This window comes from Coleofasciculus sp. H7-1 (genome assembly GCF_057473865.1).
This window is the reverse complement of record NZ_JBYCCT010000077.1, coordinates 31,807-51,822: the sequence shown is the minus strand read 5'-3', so window position 1 is coordinate 51,822 and position 20,016 is coordinate 31,807. Positions and strand designations below refer to the sequence as shown.

Sequence of the window (20,016 nt, the reverse complement as noted above, 5' to 3'; positions counted from 1 at the left end):
CTGACAATTCTTTAGATAATTCTTGAGATTAGAGGCTGAATTGATGGCGATGCTGTTGGTTAAAGAAGCAGAGGCAATCATTTTCGATTTAGTGCAACCTCTGGATAATCAGATGGATGCTGAGGTTGTAGACCTTTCTAGTGCCAATGGTCGGATTTTAGTGGGTGCGGTGACGAGCGAACTGGATTTTCCCCACTGGACTAACTCAGCAATGGATGGGTATGCGGTGCAATTTGCCGATGTGCAAGCAGCTAGTGCCGAACAGCCAGCGGTACTGGAAATTGTAGAGGAGATTCCAGCCGGATATCAACCGCAGCGATCGCTCCAAACAAGGCAAACCGCCCGCATTTTGACGGGTGCTGTGATGCCAGAGGGCGCTGACACCGTAGTGATGCAGGAAGTGACGCGACGGGAGGACAAGCAAGTGTTTATCTTAGCTGCTCCAGCAGCACCAGGAGCCTTCGTACGTCACCGGGCGTCTTTTTACCAGGCGGGAACCCCACTTTTACCAGCGGGGATTAGACTCAATGCTCCCGAAATCGCTATTTTGGCAGCTGCTCAGTGTACTCAATTGCCCGTTTACCGACGCCCTCGCGTGGCAATTTTGTCCACTGGCGACGAATTGGTGACACCCGATCGACCCCTGAAGCCCGGTCAGATTGTAGACTCCAATCAATATGCCCTCGCTGCATTAGTGGCCCAGACGGGCGCTGAACCTCAGATGATGGGGATTGTCAGGGATGAACCAGAGGCACTAAAGAAGGCGATCGCGCAAGCTGTCGCCACCGCTGACGTGGTAATTTCTTCCGGCGGTGTTTCCGTAGGCGACTACGATTATGTGGATGAAATTCTTGCCCAACTCGGTGCTGAGATTCACATCCGTGCGGTTGCTGTTAAACCCGGTAAACCTTTAACCGTCGCCAGATTTCCCAACGCCCAGCGCCCTGTCCTATACTTCGGTCTACCGGGAAATCCAGTTTCCTCTTTGGTAAGTTTTTGGCGATTTGTGCAGCCAGCCGTGAGAAAACTTGCCGGTCTTGCTGATGGCTGGGAGCCAAAGTTTGTACAAGCGCGATCGCATCACGATTTGCGCTCAGATGGCAAGCGAGAAAGCTACCTTTGGGGCAAAATGAATTTAGTAAACGGTGCCTACGAATTTCATTTGGCTGGCGGGAGTCACAGTTCGGGTAATTTAATTAATCTAGCTCAAACCAATGGTCTCGCTGTTTTACCAGTTGGTCAAACCTTCATTCCAGTGGGAGAGCCGGTGCAAGTTTTACCGATTGGCTAACCTAAAAAATCAGTGGTAAAAGTTTTTAAGTCAGGACTTACGCAAAGCTTATACATATAGCGTTCTTGTCGGTTCAATCCCCCTGTGGTTGCCCTCAGATGTGGTGCTATTGCGTAAGTCGTGTAAGTTTTGAGTTTTGAATTACAGAACTTTCTTCTCACTCAAAACTCATCACTCTCCTTCCCCATTTCCGATTACCAAAAACCTCTTTTGCCAGTGGGTAAAACGGTTGCCCAATTCGTTTTTGCCTGCGCCAGCTGTTCCTCGCTAACTTTTGCACCCGTGAGATTAGCGCCACACAAATTTGCGCCTCGGAGATTCGCATGATTGAGATAGGCAAAGCTCAAATCTGCACCGCGTAGGTCAGCTCCTTCCAAATTCGCCGTGCTAAAGTAAGCCCTGCCCAGATTTGCCTCCTTCAGAATTGCCCCAACTAAACTCGCTCTGCCAAAATCAGCACTTGTCAGGTCAGCTCCCTGAAGGTTAGTTTTATTCAACTTAGCCTGATGAAAAATGCCTCCCGATAGGTTAACCCGTTGCAGATTCAGCAAACTTAAATCTTGAGAGGCAAAGTCTCGTCTGCCTTTGGTGTAGGCAGTTAACACGCCGACGGCATCCAACTTGGCAGGAACTTTTGGCTTGGAATTGCCGCTAGAACCGCTATTTTTGAGCATCGTCGGCGGATAACCAGAGCCGGTAGCAGCACCTGGTTTGTACATACTTCCCCCGGTTTGCGGTCCCGTCATTCCTAACTTTTCTCGACGCGCTCGAATTGCCATCGCCAGACGTTCTGAGGCTGAGGTGCCAACCGAAGGGGTTGAGGAGAGAGTTGGGCTGCTTAAGTCTCCAGAGTTGTAGCGATTGCCCGTTTGTGGTGGTCGCTGCGAGTTATTGGGTTTAGTCGTTAAGCCTTGCTCCAAGCTGTCGAGATACGGTTCAAGGTCAAGCGCTCTCAAGACTTCCTCAGTAGACTGATAGCGATGACGAACCGAAACCTCCAGCAATTTTTTGAGAACATCGGCAAAATGATCGCTGATCTGAAGCTGCTTTCGCCAGAGCATTTCCCCTGTTGACGGGTTGTAATCTAAGTCTTTTGGCGATTTTCCAGTCAGCAGATAAACGCAAGTGACCCCCAATGCATACAGATCGCTAGCATAAACCGGGCGCATTGCCATCTGTTCGGGTGGGGCAAATCCGGGTGTCCCAATCGCGTAAGCCGTCAAAGCGGTTTGCTCGGAGCTACTGCTTGCCGTTGTCGGATTGACTTGGTTTTTCACCGCTCCAAAGTCAATCAGAACCAGTTTGCGGTCTTGTTCGCGGCGAATCAAGTTAGCTGGTTTGATGTCCCGGTGAATCACCTGCTGGCTGTGGATGTAATGCAGAACGGGCAAAATTTCGCTTAAGAATTGCTTGACTCCGGCTTCGCTTAGAGGACCCGCTCCTTTCACCTCCTGCTGTAGCGTCAAGCCGCTGATATACTCTTGCACAAGGTAAAACTGCTGATTGTCTTCAAAGTAATCCAACAGCCGTGGCACCTGGGGATGATTGCCAATCTTTCCCAAGGTTCTCGCTTCTCTTTCAAATAGATCGCGTGCCATTTGTAAAACGTGGGCTACAGTCGTTGCCGGTCTTAGTTGCTTGATCACGCAACTCGGCTCCCCAGGCAGAGACTCATCTTCAGCTAAAAAGGTCGCTCCAAAACCTCCTTGTCCCAGCGCTTTACTGACTCGATAGCGCTTTCGCAATAGGAGTTCGGAGCCACAGGCCCGACAAACTTCGGCGTGGTCGTGGTTTTGCGGATTTGGACAGGCGGGATTGAGGCAGTAGCTCATTCAGACTCACCGGGACGCTGCAACCGGATATTGCTACCCTAACTTTAATTATCGAGGCATTAATAAACAATAAGCATGGTACATTTACGGACAATTCTTTAAAGAGTTGCTAAAGACGATTAATCTTTGCTTAAAGAATTGAAAAACGATGTACTCCTGCAAATGCCAAGATTTTTCTCGAACATTGCAGTATAGATGGTATTAAATTGTCATCAAACAACTGGCGAACAGAAGAAGCGGATCGGGATTAAGCACAAAAATTGTTTCCATCTCTTTGATAGCACATCCGGAAGCGCTAGATGTGATTGGTGTTACCCCTGAAACTCTGATTACATCTGGAAGTGAGGGCAAAACTTGGGAAGAACAAAGGGGCAAAGATGCTGAGGGGCGCTGGTGCTAAGGAACACGCTCACCGGGAGAGGCGATCGCATTCACCCTCCCAGAAGGCTTCGTCTGCGTGTGCCATCTTTGGTACCCACTCGCCGCCGGACAAGCTTCACCTGTACAAAACGGTAAAATGATCGGGCTGAGGTAAGTAAAAGCTTAAGCGTAGATGCGTATTTCTCTGAACTGGCTACAAGAATTGGTTGACTTGAGGATGACTCCGGCGGAGTTGGCGCACACGCTAACAATGGCTGGGTTTGAAGTAGAAGATATTGAAGACCGTCGCACTTGGGCAGATGGGGTGGTGGTGGGGAAAGTTCTAGAGATTCAACCCCATCCGAACGCGGATAAGCTCAGGGTCTGTACGGTCGATGTGGGGGCAACGTCTCCGTTGAATATTGTCTGTGGGGCATCCAATGCCAGAGCAGATATTTATGTGCCTGTCGCCACCATCGGGACTTATCTGCCTGCTGTTGAGCTGAAAATTAAACCGGCTAAACTCCGGGGCGTTCCTTCTGAGGGGATGATTTGCTCTTTAGCTGAATTAGGTTTGGCAAAAGAGTCCGCAGGAATTCATATCTTTGGGCAGGAAAATCTGCAACTGGGTAGCGATGCGCGATCGCTCCTGGGCTTAGATGATGTGATTTTAGACTTGACATCTACAGCAAATCGTGCTGATGCTTTGAGTATGGTCGGCGTAGCACGGGAAGTCTCGGCGCTGACGGGTGCGGCGCTGCGACTTCCACAAGCCCCAGAAGTGTCAATCCCGACGGGGAATGGCGGTTTGAAGTTGCGAATTGCTTCTGGTCAAGCTTGTCCGGCTTATATCGGGACGGGAATCGAAAAAGTCAAAATTGCGCCTTCTCCGGCATGGTTGCAGGGGCGATTACAAGCCGCTGGAGTGCGACCCATTAACAATGTGGTAGATATTACCAACTATATTTTGCTGGAATGGGGTCAGCCGCTGCACGCTTTTGACCGCGATCGCTTGCAATCTTTGGCAAGTGGTGGAGGCGGAGGAACCTCACCGCTACAGATTGGGGTTCGCTTTGCCAATACTGGGGAATCCCTAAAAACGCTCGACGGTCAAACCCGCACCTTGCAACCCCAAAATCTGCTGATTACTGCCAACGACCAGCCAGTGGCACTAGCTGGAGTCATGGGCGGTGAAGAAACAGAAGTTTATGAGGGGACTGAAAATTTAATTTTAGAAGCCGCTTTGTTCGACCCGGTGGCAATCCGCCGGTCGGCACGCAGTCAAAATTTAAGGACAGAAGCCTCTGGACGCTACGAGCGGGGCGTCAATCAGGCAGAATTGGGAATTGCTTGTCAACGAGCGATCGCGCTGCTCTCGGAGTTCGCAGGTGGCACTCCCGTGGCACAGGAAATTGCCGATACAAGACCCGACCCCTCAACCTGGAGTCGCTCGATTGAACTGCGTCTAGACCGGGTAAACCACGTTTTAGGTCCGGTAGAGTTGGGAGATGCCACGGGGGAAGTTCACGCTGAAGATGTTGAGCGCATCCTAACTGCACTGGGGTGTCAGCTACAGCAAGTGACGAAAAAGGATGAAAGCAAAACGAGGAAGGATGAAGAAGATTCTAAGCTTCATTCTTCCGAATCCCTGATGTGGACGGTGAAAGTACCGCCCTATCGCTACCGAGACTTGGAGCGAGAAATTGATTTAATTGAAGAAGTTGCTCGCCTCTACGGCTACAACAAATTCTGCGACACCCTACCAGACAAGACTGAACCTGGGTATCTTTCTGTCGATCAGATGCTGATGCGCCAGATGAGGGAAGCTTTTCGGGCAGCAGGATTGACAGAAGTCATGCACTACTCTTACTCAGTAGCGAAAAGCAAGAACGATACAGAAGTAGCGATCGCTAATCCCATGTTTGCAGAATATTCATCTCTGCGAACTGAGCTGATCTCCGGCTTGATTGACGCCTTCCAGTACAACTTAGAACAAGGCAACGGCCCGTTGAACGGGTTTGAAATGGGTCGGATCTTCTGGCGGGAAGAGGATGGACTTATCGAAGCTGATTCCGTTGCTGGAATTTTAGGTGGAGACTCATGCACCCAAGGCACTTGGACGCGAGGCGGGAAGCCACAACCAATGACTTGGTTTGAAGCTAAAGGAGCGTTGCAAAGCGTGTTTGAGCAACTCAGCCTGCCAGTAGAATATCAACCAGACCGCCGCGACCCACGCCTGCATCCCGGACGCACGGCTTCTTTGTGGGTGCAGGGAAACCGATTGGGCACGTTTGGGCAACTCCATCCCCAACTACGGCAAGAACGGGACTTGCCTGATGAAGTCTACGTTTTCGAGCTGGATTTGGATGTTGTTTTGGATTACCTGGATGCAGAGGAAAACCGGACGCCCTTGTTCAAGCCTTACTCTACTTTCCCAGCATCAAGTCGGGATCTGGCTTTGTTCGCCTCGATTCAGGTTTCTGTCTCAGAATTGAAACGAGCGATCGCTAAAGCTGCCGTTGCGGGCAACCACAAGGGTACATCCCTACTAGAATCGGTCGAGTTGTTTGATGAATATCAAGGGAAAAATGTCCCAGAAGGACAGCGCAGCTTAGCGTTTCGCTTAGTTTACCGAGAAAGCGATCGCACTCTTACCGATGAAGATGTCGAGCCAGTGCATCAAAAAGTCCGCGAAGCTCTCGTCGAAAAATTCGGCGTTAATCTGAGAAGTTAAATCAAGTGTTGAGTGTTGAATTTAACACTCAACACTCAACACTTTACTGCGATTAGCCATGCCTAAATACATAATGTGGGGAAGCTATTGCGAGGATGTTTTAGACAAGCGATCGCCCTACCGGCAAGCGCATCTAGACGGTCTTGCTGCTCAAAAAGAAGCTGGTGTTCTGATTACCATTGGCCCGACGAAGGATATCTCTAAAGTCTTCGGCATCTACGAAGCGGAAGATGAAGCCGCCGTGCGCCAGTTGATTGAAGCCGACCCTTACTGGCAAAACGGCATCTGGACTGAATATGAACTCAAAGAGTGGATTCAAGCCATCTAATCCCACTAATCAAGCGCATCTCAATCGGGCAGATTTACCCTCCTCAATTCCCCTAAAAAACAGGGGAATTAGGATTTCTCCCTCTCCATACTCAGGTGGAGCCAGTCGCACAACCGCCGCTAGTTGCCATTGCCGATAGAATCTTGAGCATAAAATAAAGAAATCACCGTTAAATTGCCCCTGGCGGAGAGGGTTATGGTAGAAACCATTGACTGATATGGAACGCTTTCTCTACGATATCGAGCGTCACCTGCGGGCAATGCCCAAACCCTGTCGGTTGATTACAGATTCTCTCACCCCGCTTGCTGTCCAGTATGCTCCGGATGAGTTCATCACCTTCATCGAACGCAAGAACCGTCTGCTGCGGCAACTTGATGTAGCATTATTTGACACGATTCTTCCCAAAACGCTCAATGAGAGCATTCTTTACAGCCTGCTCAATAGTTACGATGTAGTTCTGGATGTGTACGTTCCGAACTGGGGTGAGATGGATATGACGGGTCAAGGTTTTCGGGTACTTCAAGCCCGTAAATCTAGAGGCACTCACGCTGACACCCGCCCCTATCCCTACACGATTCGCTCGCGGCAAGGGAGGCGAGCGTCCAAGAAGGCTTCTACGGAGAAATTTAAATTTATCAGGACTTACGCACTGAAAGCTTGAACCCCCGACGCAAGCGGGTTATGACCAGCCAGAGGATCTGCTGCGCGATGCCGATATCGCCATGTATCGAGCTAAGGCATTGGGGAAGGCTCGTTATGAGGTCTTCGATAAAAATATGCACGCTCGTGCAGTGGCTCTCCTGCAGTTAGAAACCGATTTGCAACGAGCGATCGAACGAGGGGAGTTTTTACTTCACTATCAACCGATTGTATGCCTAAAAACCAACCAGATTGTTAGTTTTGAAGCGCTATTACGTTGGCAACATCCAGAACGCGGTTTTGTTTCTCCGGGAGAGTTTATTGCGGTTGCAGAAGAAACCGCAATGATTACTCGGATTGGCTGGTGGGTACTGCGCGAAGCTTGTGCCCAATTGCGCGAATGGCAGACGCAATTTCCGAGTTCCATCCCTTTGAGTATCGTGCTGTGAATCTTTCGGGCAAACAGTTTTCTCAACCAGATTTAGTGGAACGTATCGCTGAAATTTTTGCGGAAACTGGCGTGGATGCTAGCAGTTTAAAACTAGAGATTACCGAAAGCGCCATTATGGAAAATGTGGAATCTGCGTCGGCGATGCTTTGGCGACTGAGAAAGCTGGGCGTTCAGTTGTATATGGATGACTTTGGGACGGGTTATTCATCCTTAAGTTATTTGCGTCGTTTTCCAATCGATAAGCTAAAAATTGACCGCTCCTTCGTCAGCCAGATGACAGTGGATAATGAGAGTCTGGAGATTGTCCGGACAATCGTGATGCTGGCTCACAATTTCGGAATGAATGCGATAGCGTTGCGCCGACCTGTCGGTTCGCAGAGGGTGTGGAAACCGTAGAGCAACTCGCTCAACTGCGATAGCGCGTTGCGCCGACCTGTCGGTTCGCTCATCTTGCGAATACGCGCAAGGATATTTCTTCTCTAAGCCTGTTGATGCTGAGACTGCGCGATCGCGCGTTGCGCCGACCTGTCGGTTCGCTCATCGCCAGCTAAAACACTCATTTATGCATCCAATTCGCAAGTCTTGAATTTACTCATTTTTGACAACTCAACTTTAGCTATTTGAAGATAAGTGTTTAAAGATTTAGCGAGAAAAATCAGCATCGGGAAGAAGGCTAGATTAGGTTCTTGTGCTGTATTTGGTTCAAGTGAAAAACGCTATCGATTTCTCTACTAATTTTCTAACTACTAACTGTTAAAACATTCGTAGATTCTGGTTGCAGCAATCCTGTCAAAAGCGACGCCGGACGCTGGCTGTAAGGCCAAGCAAAGGCATGGCGGAAAGCTGCCTCCTGACAAGCTTGCAACTGTTCAAAATCAATAATGTCCAGCGTCAGCAGATTTTCATACTCAAAGGGCAGACGCACATTGTGCAACCCAGCATTATCGGTGCAGATGGCAATATCTACACCCGCTTCAAAACAGCGGTCAAACACCAGTTTGAGTTGACACATATCTTCCAGCGTTCCTGTTTTTAGGTACGTGGTGGGACATACTTCTAAACACTGATTTCGTTGAGCCAATTGTGTTAATAATTCTGGATATAGCAGGGGAATCTGGATGCCATGACCGATTCGCATCAGATACGGCAGCAGTTCCGGATAACAGCCAGAAGGGGTTTCGTAGAGATGACCCGTGGTTTTGATGCCGAGCGATCGCGCATCCTTGTACAATTGAACAAACTCATCTAAACGCTGGGAAATTTGGGCATCTCCCCCCGCCATGTCCACGGCGCAGACATATTCCTTCTTCTGTGCTGCCAAATCAACAATCGCCCGGTTCACCTCATAAGGTAGCCGCGAGTGCATACACAGGATTTGGCTGGTTACAATCGGATACTCAGGCACCCGACTGGCTTTGCCGACAATGTCTACAATCGTCGCCATTTGGTCAATTCTTTCTGATTGGCTTAAATGCTCGGACGTTCGCAAATATGGTGTATATCGCAACTCCAAATAAGCCAAATTCTCAAAGATATAAGCACCCCGAATCAGCCGATAGATGAAGTAGGGCAAAGTTTCTGCCGTTTGCGTACTTTCCACCAGCGTATGTAGTTCTAAATACTCATCCAGCGTGTTGCGGGGTCGCGTGTAAAATTCTTCAAATTCTGGATAGTTCGGAAATCGTTGAGCCAGCTCAGAATCGCTGCGATGGAAATACCGCCAAAGAATGCGAGGCACAACAGAACCGCCTAGATGGCGATGTAATTCAGCATATAAAGACACAGGAACCTCTTTTGGGTAGTTGTTAGTTATTTGGTAAGGGCACGGCGTGCCCTTACCCCTACCGAAGCTGCGAATTGTTAATCAAAGTTGACAGCGGTAGCACCATCTGTTAATAATTGTAATTTGTGAAAACTCTAGCTCTTTTAATAAACCCTTGGCTAACGTAGTTGTGATCGGTGCCCAGTGGGGCGATGAAGGCAAAGGAAAAATAACTGATTTACTTAGCAAATCAGCGGATGTCGTAGTACGTTACCAAGGGGGTGTCAACGCTGGGCACACCGTCGTGGTGCAAGGGCAGACCTTTAAACTGCACCTGATTCCCTCTGGAATTTTATATCCGGACACCGAGTGCATTATTGGTTGTGGGACGGTCATCGATCCGCAGATTCTGATTGAAGAACTGGATCAATTAGAAGCTCTGAAGATATCCACCCACAATCTGCTGATCTCTCAGAATGCCCACGTCACAATGCCCTACCACAGGTTAATTGACCAGGCATCCGAGGAGCGACGCGGTAGCTATAAAATCGGTACCACCGGACGCGGCATTGGCCCCACTTATGCAGATAAGTCGGAGCGAACCGGCATTCGGATCTTAGACTTGATGGATACCGATGGGTTGCGCGAACAGGTGCGATGGACGATCGATTATAAAAACGTCATTTTAGAAAAGCTTTACAACTTACCGCCTTTGGATGCAGAAAGCGTAATCGAGCAGTACCTGGAGTACGCCGAGCGTTTGCGTCCCCATATAGTGGACAGTTCCCTAAAGATTTACGACGCCATTGGGCGACGGCGCAATGTTTTGTTTGAGGGTGCCCAAGGAACGCTCTTAGACTTGGATCACGGAACCTATCCTTACGTCACCTCCTCAAACCCAGTCGCCGGGGGAGCTTGCGTGGGTGCTGGGGTGGGACCAACGATGATCGACCGCGTGATTGGGGTGGCTAAAGCGTACACGACGCGGGTAGGAGAAGGGCCATTTCCCACCGAACAGAATGGCAGCGTCGGAGAAATGTTGTGCGATCGCGGGGCGGAATTTGGCACCACGACGGGGCGCAAGCGCCGCTGTGGCTGGTTTGATGCGGTGATCGGTCGTTATGCCGTGCGGATTAACGGTCTTGACTGTCTGGCGATCACCAAACTAGATGTTCTCGACGAACTAGAGGAAATTAAAGTCTGCGTTGCCTACGAAATTGATGGCGATCGCACCGAAGACTTCCCCACCAACTCTCGGCAATTTTCCCGCTGTCAGCCGATTTACAAGACTCTGTCCGGATGGAAACAATCCACTGCTGACTGCCGCACCCTGGAAGACTTACCCCAGCAGGCGTTGGATTATCTCAAGTTTCTCGCAGAGTTGATGGATGTCCCAATTGCGATCGTCTCCCTCGGTGCCAGCCGCGATCAAACGATTATAGTAGAAGATCCGATCCACGGCCCCAAGCGGGCGCTATTGCACGCCAACGGCACGCCGATAACATCACATCGGTAATAGAAAGTTTTGGGTGTTGAGTGTTGAATTAAGTATTCTTTACTCAAAATTCAAAACGCGCTACGCGCCACTACGAAGAGCAAAACTCTCTATCTACAACCGCAACACTATTAGCAACTCACAAACAACAAAGATGGAACATACAGTTGAATGTCAAAAGCGACCTGAAGGCAGCAAGCCGAATGCCCTTCGCCGCAGTGGATTAGTCCCAGCCGTTTTATACGGGCACCAAGGAACTGAATCAATTGAGCTGACTTTGGAAGCCAAAAAAGCTGAAACTTTACTCAAAGGTGCTTCCGTTAATAACACCTTGATTCAGCTCAACATTCCTGACATTTCTTGGAGTGGTAAAACACTGCTCAAAGAAGTGCAGACGCATCCTTGGAAAAAAACCTCCCTGTATCACCTCAGCTTTTTTGCTGTCGCGGCTCATGGCGACCTGGATGTGCAAGTGCCCCTACATTATGTGGGAGAGGCATACGGTGTTAAGCAAGACGGCGGCGTATTAGACCCCGTACTCACGGAACTTCAGGTGCGATGTGCGCCTGAAAGCATCCCAGATTCCATTGAGATTGATGTCTCTAATTTGCGTATAGGGGATAAGCTGCATATCAGCGAACTCGTTCTACCGCCGGGAGTGACAGCGCTTGGTGAGCCAGATCAAGTGACTGTAAGTGTCCTCCAACCTCGCGTCGAGGCTGAAGATACAGAAACTGAATCGGCAGATGTTGTATCCGAACCTGCATGAGGCGATAGCGAAGCGCTGACTTTTCAGTTCGCACGAAGCGCCAGTTTGTTTCTCATTGCCTTTAAGACCAGGGGTTAAGCCCCTGGCTTTTTTTTAACCGCAAAGACGCTATAAAACGCAAAGAATATGACAGAAGCTTCTTTTCCTCCTTTAATTCAGCAGATGTTGCAGCCGAGTTTTTATCCTCATTCGGTGACGCAACCAATTGAGCTGATTCAGACACACGTTTCTTATGTGTTGTTGACGGGTGATTTTGTTTATAAAGTTAAAAAGCCGATGAATTTTGGCTTCTTAAACTATTCAACGTTAGAGCTAAGGCAGCATTTTTGTAATGAAGAAATCCGGCTGAATCAGCGCGGTGCATCGGAAATTTATTTAGAAATTTTGCCCATTACTCAGACAGACGACCAATTTCATCTAAGTGGTACGGGTGAGCCAGTAGAATATGTGCTGAAAATGCGCCAGTTTCCCCAAGATGGCTTATTCAGCAACCTGTTTGAGCAAGACTTGCTGACGGAAAAACTCATGGAGGATTTGGGACGGGTTGTTGCCAAATTTCATGAAAAAGCGCAGACGGATGACTATATTCGTAAATTTGGTGAAGTGGCTCAAGTTCGAGATGCCATTGATGAAAATTATCGGCAAACTGAAAAATATATCGGTGGACCGCAAACTCAGGAACATTACGAGAAAACTAGGCAGTATACAGACTCTTTCTTTGCTGATAGAGAGGAGTTATTTAAAAGCAGAATTCAAAATAATTGGATTCGGGAATGCCACGGGGATTTGCATCTGAGAAATATTTGCCTCTGGCAAGACAAGATTCTGCTATTTGATTGCATTGAATTTAACGAGCCATTTCGCTTTGTCGATGTTATGTTTGACATTGCCTATGCAGTGATGGATATGGATGCGCGATCGCGTCCAGACCTCGGCAATGCCTATTTGAATACTTATGTCGAGCAGATGGGAGATTGGGAGGGGTTGCAGGTGCTGCCTTTGTACTTGAGCCGTCAAGCTTATGTACGGGCGAAGGTGACTTCTTTCTTGTTGGACGATCCTGCTGTTCCCGCAGCGGATAAGGAAAAAGCCGCCGCCACTGCTGCCCAATATTACCAACTGGCGTGGGAATACACGCGATCGCCGTCTCCGGCGGATGCTGCTCTAGGCTCCTCGCCGTCTCCGGCGGATGCTGCTGTTAGCGGTTCCTCGCGCCAAGGAAAGCTGTTTTTGATGTCTGGTCTATCGGGTTCTGGAAAGAGTACGGTAGCGCGACTCCAGGCGCGACGCTTGGGGGCAATTCACATCCGTTCGGATGCGCTGCGGAAACATTTAGGAGGCATTCCCTTGGAACAACAGGGGGGGGCAGACCTTTATTCCGATGAGATGACCCAGAAGACTTACAGCCGGTTGTTGGAATTGGGGATAATGCTGACAAGCCAGGGTTGGTCGGTGATTTTAGATGCGAAGTACGATCGGCAGAAGTTGAGAGAAGATGCGATCGCTCAAGCCACTGCTCACCAAATCCCTTTGCAAATCCTCCACTGCACCGCACCGATGGAAGTTTGCAAGGATCGCCTCTCCTCCCGTACTGGCGATGTCTCTGATGCCACCGTTGACCTATTGGCTAAGCAACAAGCCGCTGCTGAACCTTTTACCCAGTCGGAACAACCCTACGTGAAAACTTTAGACACTACTCAAGATTGGGAGTCACAATTAAATAGCTAATCGAAGACTGGCTAATTGAAGGATTGTTCAACCACTCTTCGATTAGCGACTCTTCGATTAGCCAGACACTTATGACTGACAAAAACACTGGGTTCAGATCGCTTGGACTCTCAAATGGGTTCTCCGCTGGGTTGAAGTACTGGTTGTTTTTTCTGATTTGCTTTGTAATGCTGGGGTATCGGGTACCCTTGAGCATCTTTCTTGGGGCCGTTGGGGGTTTTGCGGGGGCATGGGTGGTTGCCTGGTCAAAAGCCAAAGATGAACCACGACAGCTACGTTCTGAGGAGACTAAAGAAGTTTCCAGTGGGCTGAATAGGAATAGTTCGGCAAACAGAAAACGCTATGGTAAACCCAAAAAATCATATCGTGGCTTGAGTGGTCGCCGCGACCGGGGCAACAAAGAAAATAACCAACAAGATAATACAGAATACAACACAGAAGATAACCGGGAAGACAACACAGAAGATAACCGGGAAGAATAATCCTGCTAGGGATGGAAAGCCGAGGCGCAAAGGGGGAGACAGGGAGTTATACCACTTTAGATTTTGGATTTTAGATTTTGGATGGCACAAGTCTTGTCAGTAGACACTTCCAGCAATTTATTTGTGGCAACCTTAAGCTGAAATGGTCAGGACTTACGCAAAGTTTATACCTATAGCGTTTTGTAGGGGCAGTTCCCCTGTGGTTGCCCCTAGATGTGGTGACGTTGCGTAAGTCCTGATGGTATAGCAATTAGCTTTTTCCCAATTACCCATTACCTTTTTCTATGTTTTTGTTTCTCTCAAAACTGCTACCGCTATTCATCTATCCCTTGGGTCTTGCCTGCGTGCTGATGATTGTGGCACTGGTATTGCTGTGGAAACGTCCTCGTTGGGCAGCGGTGCCGATTGTTCTGGCATTGATTGCCTTGTTGGCGGGTAGTAATGGCTGGGTGGAGAACTCGTTATTGCGATCGCTAGAATGGCAAAATCTCCCACCGGCAGAACTCCCAACTGCCGAGGCAATTGTCATCTTGGGTGGTGCCACGAAATCGGCTTCGCCGCCGCGACCGAGTGTGGATTTGAGCGAAGAGGGCGATCGCGTCTTCTATGGTGCCCAGTTATACCGCGAAGGCAAAGCTCCCCTCGTGATTGCCAGCGGCGGACGCATCGACTGGCGGGGCAGTGGGGCACCGGAATCTGCGGATATGGCTGTAATTTTGGAAACATTAGGCGTCCCTAAATCTGCCATTCTTCAAGATCCTAGCTCTTTCAACACTTATGAAAATGCGGTGAATGTGGGGCAAATCTTAGAAAAGCAGGGAATTCGCCGAGTGTTATTAGTGACTTCGGCAATGCATATGCCGCGATCGCTCTTGATTTTCAAGCGTCAGGGGATTCAAGCGATCGCAGCACCCACCGACTTTTTGGTGACAGAAGCAGACTTCCTCGAACTCAACAGCAGCCTGCAAGCTCGGATACTGAATGTTTTACCAGATGCCGAGCGGTTACACAAGTCAACCAGAGCTTTAAAAGAATACATTGGAACAGGGATCTATCGCCTTAAAGGCTGGCTTTAAAAAGTTTAGACAGTAGTTTGAAGCGATTATTCTTCCAACCTTCAACCTTCAACCTTCAAAAATGCCCAAAGAATTCCCACACTTTATTCCAGCGCCTCCACGCGCAGCGGAAATCTTTGCCACCTACCAAATGACTCATGCCTTTTACCGGGAAGCCGAGTACCGAAAGGAACTTGAGCGTTACTGCCAGTGGTATCAAATGACAGCGGAAGCTAATCGGCAAGAGTTGCAGAGAATGCGGGGTGACATCAATATATTTGGCTGGTTTAATCGCGGTAGGCGATGATAGTCAATGGCGAGATAGCTAATAGCGAATATGAGCCATTGACAACTTGCCTAATTTAAAGCTTCTAGCTCATCCTCGCGGAAGTGACCTTTAAATTTTTTGTCAAACTGGACAAAAACTGGAAGGTTGGCGCTGACGGGTCTGCCTTGCCATTCGTGAACGATTGCTACTACTTCTCCTTCCCGATCCTTGACATCAAAAGGCTTACCCTTATTTTCAGGATGGTGGTAAACAATCACAGATTTGATAACGCGGACGCGATCGCCTACTTTCATTTCTTGATCTCCGGTTGGGTATCTGAGTCAAACTGGTACAGCCTTCTTTTGAGGAATGACTGCTTCCACCAAGCGTGAGCTGGGAGCGTTGCCTATCAAGACGCTTGGCTCTTACCAGTACCCAAGCATTGTGCTATTTTGAACAACCTTAATATTCTTGCACAGGACGGTAACTTCCTCTTTATCGACTTGGAGGGGGTACTGACGGAACTGGCGACGCCGAATTTACTGGAGGTGGCGGCACTGCTGTGGATGGAGACGGAGAGTTCTGCGGCGATGGCGGCACACTGAAAGCGGGAGATGGAGAATTTTCGGGGACTGACACTGGCAAGGGTGTGGGATTGAACAAGCGATCGCGTATTTGCTGTAACCCTTGAGGATTGTATTTCCACCAAGCATATAACCCAGCAGCACTACCCCCCATCAGCAGCAGCAATCCCAGTGCTACGACCAACCCTTTCCCTCGGCGCAGTCGGTTTGGCTTTGCCGGAACGATCTCGACCGGCACCGCTTCAATATACTTCACGGTTTCAGCGAGTTCGGTTTGCAGGCTAGCTTTCGGTATCAAGCTGAGATTCCCGATCTCGCCAAAATTGAGTAGCACCGGATACTCTGGGGAAACGCGGCAGTAAGTAATCACGACTGAAGTATTATCGTAACCGTTCTTCTGATTCGCTAAGTCAATCCAGGACTGGACTGCCGCCTCTAGGGGAATTTTAGCCTGAAGCACCGGCTCTACATAATCCGCCCAGGATTGCTCAACCCAGTTATTGTCGCTCAGACCATCAGAACACAGCAGCAGCAGTCCGTCTTCTTCCACAATGAAGCGTTGCACATTCGGACGAAGAAACTCGGCATCCCTCGTGCCTAGCGCTTGGGTGAGTGCCCCCGCATCGGGTCGCTGCAATGCCTCGCGGTAGAGACTGCGCCCCATTCGCACTTCCCTTGCCGCAACGTCATCGTCTACTGTCAGCAGCTGGCAGGAATGGGGGGTAATCCAGTAGGCGCGGCTATCCCCAACATGGGCGATATAGAGTTCGTGGGCATTCCCCAAATCAGAATTAGCCGTCGTCACCTTCTGGGGCAGCTGGAGAGCCATTACTAGCGTCGTTCCCATCCGTCGCCTGGACTCTCGTCCTTGTTCGTCATTTCGGGCACAAATTAGGTTATTTACCACCCGAATACTTGCCGCTAGTTGCTCTTTCACCAGTTCCGGCGGCACGATTTCCGTTTGCTCTGCCACTTCAGCCAAAAGCGCCCGCACTTGCAGTTTCAGGGATTGTACTGCTAGCTGGCTGGCAACTTCTCCACCTTCATGACCGCCAATCCCATCGCAAACGATGCTCAAGTGGGGAATCAACGGGTCAGTTGTTTGGGTGAAGTCTGCTGCTAGCAAATCCCGCGCGGTGGGATAGCAGGTGTCTTCGTTGTGATCGTGTTGGGGACCTGTATCTGTGGCACCGGCAACCCGCAAGCGCAAGGGGAGTTCCGCTGCCTGCTCTAGTAATAGCTGATTCAGCCGTTCGGCGATCGCGCTTTCGGTCACATCTTCGGCTTGCATCTGTTCGCAAATTTCTAAAAGCGGCGTCACTACTGATGTCTGTATTAATCGACACCAACTGGCTAGAACAACGCCCAGATCCCGGAGACTTGGCCCAAACCCCACAACCATTTGTTCCCCGGTCGGTTCCGCTAAGGCGTGAGCGGCAAAAGGCTCAAGGCTCAAGGTGAGAGGCAGAAATTTTTTCTCTCGCCGACTTCTTCCGGCTTGCCTGCGGTCGGAAACCCCATTCCCGTTGTTTGTATGGGCAACTCCGATATCTGGGTCGGTGACGGGATCGGCGTAAAGTTCCAACAACCGTAACCGCCACCCTTCCACTCGGAGATTGTCAGCAACTAAAAGGCTAGAAGCTACCCCAAATTCCGCAAGCGGCGTCCAAAGTTCCAGAATTTGCCACAGCCAGTAAATCTGGCGGACTGCCGATGCTTGCGGCAATACGTCCAAAATGGAAGGCAATAGCTTGCCTGTGGCATCCAGTGGGACATTTTCTAGCAACAGAATCTCCGTCGGGGATGGAGAATTTCCCAGCAACGCATATCCATATACTTCGGGGAGATGAAAGCGCTCTTGATACAAGCGCAGGTAAGGGTAAAGATTGTCTGGCAACTGTTCGGGAATCTGAGGCGGCAGTATCGGTTGAGTATCCAACCAAATTTGAGGTGCAACAACCTGATATCTGTCTTGCACGAATTCTCCGACAGGGAGCATTGCGGCAACTGAGCCAGTTGCCCAAAGATAGCGATCGCTCTTCAACTGGGAACTGTTCATAAACTGAAATTTTTATAAAAAAGCTTCCAAGAGATTCTTAAGGAAAAATTCCACTGGGTTCTGGGAAATTTATAGATGAAATGTTGTAGTCAACAAAAAGGCAAGATGCCTTCCCAATCCGGCGCTGGCTTTCATTGGAATAGTTCATCTTACCTTGATAACTATCCTTACTGGGATATCAAGAAGGGATTGAGTTTTATGACGATTTGGTTTCTAGCAGGGTTGTTTGATTCTCCTTTACTCATCCAGCTGGCGATCCAGTCTTTCGGATTCAGCCCGACTTTGTTGTGGTTACTGGTAGGGACGATCCTTTGCTTGGTAGAGCTAGTTGTGCCAACAGCTTTTACCTCTTTCATGATGGGAATCAGCGCCTTCGTGGTGGCACTGTTGGTGATGCTGCTCCCATTACCGGCGGCTTTACAGGTGGTGCTTTGGTTAGTGTTTTCCATTGCTTTGATTTACTTCAGCCATCGCTTGATGCCGAGGCGAAAGGTGTCTTCGATTGAAGATGCCACCGAGGGTCAGACTTTAACAGAGATTTTGCCAGGAGAGATGGGGCGGGTACTCTACGAAGGAAATTCTTGGAGGGCACGGTGTGAAGATGAGAAACTAGCGATCGCTCCCAATCAAAGAGTGTACGTCGTCAGACGGGAAGGCACAACTCTGATCGTGCTGCCAGAACACCTATTGAAATCCTAATCCTAGGGTTTATCAATCTGCAATATTGTAAAAACGAGGTTCACAATGGAAGGATTTTTTGGGTTACTAATTGCTTTAGTTTTGGGCGGATCTGCCCTCTCAGGCGTCAAGGTGGTTACTCAAGGAAACGAAGCTTTAGTCGAAACTTTAGGTAAATATAGCGGCAAGAAACTAAAACCCGGTCTGAATTTCGTGATCCCAGTTTACGAAAGAGTCGCTTTCCAAGCAACCGTCCGGGAAAGAGTTCTAGATATTGCTCCCCAACAATGTATCACCCGCGACAACGTTTCGATTACCGCTGATGCGGTCGTGTACTGGCGCATTCTGGATTTGGAGAAAGCCTACTACAAAGTGGAAAATCTCCAGTCAGCAATGGTAAATTTGGTGCTGACGCAGATTCGAGCCGAAATGGGCAAGCTGGAACTAGATGAAACCTTTACTGCCCGGACTCAAATTAACGAACTTTTGCTCAGAGAACTGGACGAATCTACCGATCCTTGGGGAGTAAAGGTCACGCGGGTAGAACTGCGAGATATCGTTCCTTCCAGGGCTGTGCAAGAATCGATGGAATTGCAGATGTCGGCGGAACGTCGCAAGCGGGCGGCAATTCTCACCTCCGAGGGCGAACGCGAATCAGCCGTTAACTCTGCTAAAGGGAAGGCTGAGGCGCAAGTTTTGGAGGCGGAAGCCCGTCAAAAATCCGCGATTCTGGAGGCAGAAGGGCAACAAAAGACGATTGTTCTGAAAGCGCAGGCGGAACGGCAGCAGCAAGTTCTCAAGGCTCAGGCTACCGCTGAAGCGCTGCAAGTGATTTCTAAAACTCTCAAAAGTGACCCCAATGCCCAGGAAGCTCTCCAGTACCTACTCGCTCAGAATTATCTAGAAATGGGGATGACGATTGGTAAGAGCAGTAGCAGCAAGGTCATGTTTATGGACCCGCGCAGCATCCCAGCAACGTTGGAAGGCATCCGCTCGATTGTCGGAGACACGAACCAAGCTCAATTTTTAGATTTAGACGAGGACAGTTAATCCAGGGCATCGCTAGCAACTTGAGCGACACAGCAGCGATCGCACAGTCCAAAAAACTCTAGAGTATGGTAGAAAATTTTAAACGAGTGCGATTGTTGCAGCTGGCTCTCCAACTCATGGACTGGACATTGATTGATGGGAATCGAGTCTCCGCACTGCAAACAAGTCAGGTGGTGCTTGTCTTGTTGCACACAACTGTAGAGCGATTCGCCACTTGCCAACGTCCGTACCTGGACGACGCCGTCTAGTTTTAAGGCTTCTAGGGAACGGTAGACGGTTGCTAATCCCATGCTTTGGCTACGATTGCGAAGTTCTACATAAATATCCTGAGCTGAGACAGCTCGGTTCATCGTCTTGAGCAGATTCAAAATACGCTCCTGACTGCGGGTGCGTTGGGCTTTCATGGTCTTCAGTTTTGCTAGATATCCTTAATCTTTTCAGGTTGTCGCTG

General features: G+C 49.4%; 18 protein-coding genes and 1 pseudogene. 14 read left to right on the top strand and 5 right to left on the bottom strand.

Annotation, left to right across the window (positions count from 1 at the left end; translation table 11 throughout):
* The first annotated feature begins 49 nt into the window (after positions 1-49).
* A complete protein-coding gene (locus AC2VDX_RS22645) occupies positions 50-1,291 on the top strand; it encodes a molybdopterin molybdotransferase MoeA (protein WP_378177213.1) in 1,242 nt (413 codons plus the stop codon).
* 194 nt (positions 1,292-1,485) lie between these two features.
* On the opposite strand, the gene AC2VDX_RS22640 is transcribed toward AC2VDX_RS22645, so the two are convergent.
* On the bottom strand, positions 1,486-3,123 hold the full coding sequence (locus AC2VDX_RS22640; protein ID WP_378177087.1) for a serine/threonine-protein kinase: 1,638 nt from the start codon (positions 3,121-3,123) through the stop codon (positions 1,486-1,488).
* Positions 3,124-3,464: 341 nt separating this feature from the next.
* Between AC2VDX_RS22640 and AC2VDX_RS22635 the strand changes: the two genes are divergently transcribed.
* The 5 genes and pseudogenes from AC2VDX_RS22635 to AC2VDX_RS22615 form a co-directional block, all read left to right on the top strand.
* Entirely contained in the window at positions 3,465-3,644 is a 180-nt protein-coding gene (locus AC2VDX_RS22635) for a hypothetical protein (RefSeq protein WP_486928244.1), read from the top strand.
* A gap of 32 nt (positions 3,645-3,676) precedes the next feature.
* Entirely contained in the window at positions 3,677-6,217 is a 2,541-nt protein-coding gene (gene pheT / locus AC2VDX_RS22630; protein WP_378177081.1) for a phenylalanine--tRNA ligase subunit beta, read from the top strand.
* 58 nt (positions 6,218-6,275) lie between these two features.
* Entirely contained in the window at positions 6,276-6,545 is a 270-nt protein-coding gene (locus tag AC2VDX_RS22625) for a YciI family protein (protein WP_378177077.1), read from the top strand.
* Between the two features lie 217 nt (positions 6,546-6,762).
* Positions 6,763-7,206 carry a hypothetical protein gene (locus AC2VDX_RS22620; RefSeq protein WP_378177074.1) on the top strand — a complete coding sequence of 148 codons (444 nt, stop codon included), beginning with the start codon at positions 6,763-6,765 and terminating at the stop codon, positions 7,204-7,206.
* A 19-nt stretch (positions 7,207-7,225) separates the two neighbouring features.
* Positions 7,226-8,221 (top strand): annotated as a pseudogene (locus tag AC2VDX_RS22615) (putative bifunctional diguanylate cyclase/phosphodiesterase); the annotation flags it as partial.
* A 153-nt stretch (positions 8,222-8,374) separates the two neighbouring features.
* Here AC2VDX_RS22615 and AC2VDX_RS22610 read toward each other — a convergent pair.
* Complete coding sequence (locus AC2VDX_RS22610; protein ID WP_378177071.1) at positions 8,375-9,418, bottom strand: adenosine deaminase; 1,044 nt, start codon at positions 9,416-9,418, stop codon at positions 8,375-8,377.
* Positions 9,419-9,572: 154 nt separating this feature from the next.
* Between AC2VDX_RS22610 and AC2VDX_RS22605 the strand changes: the two genes are divergently transcribed.
* The 6 genes from AC2VDX_RS22605 to AC2VDX_RS22580 all read left to right on the top strand — a co-directional run bounded on the left by AC2VDX_RS22605 (position 9,573) and on the right by AC2VDX_RS22580 (position 15,233).
* On the top strand, positions 9,573-10,913 hold the full coding sequence (locus AC2VDX_RS22605) for an adenylosuccinate synthase (protein WP_378177068.1): 1,341 nt from the start codon (positions 9,573-9,575) through the stop codon (positions 10,911-10,913).
* 133 nt (positions 10,914-11,046) lie between these two features.
* Positions 11,047-11,661, top strand: coding sequence for a 50S ribosomal protein L25/general stress protein Ctc (locus AC2VDX_RS22600; protein WP_378177065.1), 615 nt, complete (start codon positions 11,047-11,049; stop codon positions 11,659-11,661).
* Positions 11,662-11,787: 126 nt separating this feature from the next.
* Complete coding sequence (locus AC2VDX_RS22595; RefSeq protein WP_378177062.1) at positions 11,788-13,389, top strand: bifunctional aminoglycoside phosphotransferase/ATP-binding protein; 1,602 nt, start codon at positions 11,788-11,790, stop codon at positions 13,387-13,389.
* 71 nt (positions 13,390-13,460) lie between these two features.
* Positions 13,461-13,871: a hypothetical protein gene (locus AC2VDX_RS22590; protein WP_378177059.1), complete on the top strand. Its 411-nt coding sequence runs from the start codon at positions 13,461-13,463 to the stop codon at positions 13,869-13,871.
* A gap of 284 nt (positions 13,872-14,155) precedes the next feature.
* A complete protein-coding gene (locus tag AC2VDX_RS22585) occupies positions 14,156-14,947 on the top strand; it encodes a YdcF family protein (RefSeq protein WP_378177056.1) in 792 nt (263 codons plus the stop codon).
* Positions 14,948-15,008: 61 nt separating this feature from the next.
* On the top strand, positions 15,009-15,233 hold the full coding sequence (locus AC2VDX_RS22580; protein WP_378177053.1) for a hypothetical protein: 225 nt from the start codon (positions 15,009-15,011) through the stop codon (positions 15,231-15,233).
* Between the two features lie 50 nt (positions 15,234-15,283).
* Here the strand turns inward: AC2VDX_RS22580 and AC2VDX_RS22575 are convergent, their stop codons facing one another.
* Together AC2VDX_RS22575 and AC2VDX_RS22570 are read right to left on the bottom strand one after the other, a co-directional pair.
* On the bottom strand, positions 15,284-15,508 hold the full coding sequence (locus tag AC2VDX_RS22575; RefSeq protein ID WP_378177050.1) for a ferredoxin-thioredoxin reductase variable chain: 225 nt from the start codon (positions 15,506-15,508) through the stop codon (positions 15,284-15,286).
* A gap of 181 nt (positions 15,509-15,689) precedes the next feature.
* The gene (locus AC2VDX_RS22570; RefSeq protein WP_378177047.1) at positions 15,690-17,837 is read right to left on the bottom strand and encodes a PP2C family protein-serine/threonine phosphatase; all 2,148 of its coding nucleotides are present in this window, start codon (positions 17,835-17,837) and stop codon (positions 15,690-15,692) included.
* 75 nt (positions 17,838-17,912) lie between these two features.
* Between AC2VDX_RS22570 and AC2VDX_RS22565 the strand changes: the two genes are divergently transcribed.
* Positions 17,913-18,536, top strand: a complete 624-nt coding sequence (locus AC2VDX_RS22565; protein ID WP_378177044.1) for an NfeD family protein — start codon at positions 17,913-17,915, stop codon at positions 18,534-18,536.
* Positions 18,537-18,581: 45 nt separating this feature from the next.
* The gene (locus AC2VDX_RS22560; protein WP_378177041.1) at positions 18,582-19,565 is read left to right on the top strand and encodes an SPFH domain-containing protein; all 984 of its coding nucleotides are present in this window, start codon (positions 18,582-18,584) and stop codon (positions 19,563-19,565) included.
* Here the strand turns inward: AC2VDX_RS22560 and AC2VDX_RS22555 are convergent.
* Positions 19,562-19,969 (bottom strand): Fur family transcriptional regulator, encoded by a 408-nt coding sequence (locus AC2VDX_RS22555; RefSeq protein ID WP_378177038.1) that lies wholly within the window; start codon positions 19,967-19,969, stop codon positions 19,562-19,564. The genes AC2VDX_RS22560 and AC2VDX_RS22555 overlap by 4 nt on opposite strands.
* Between the last annotated feature and the right edge of the window lie 47 nt (positions 19,970-20,016).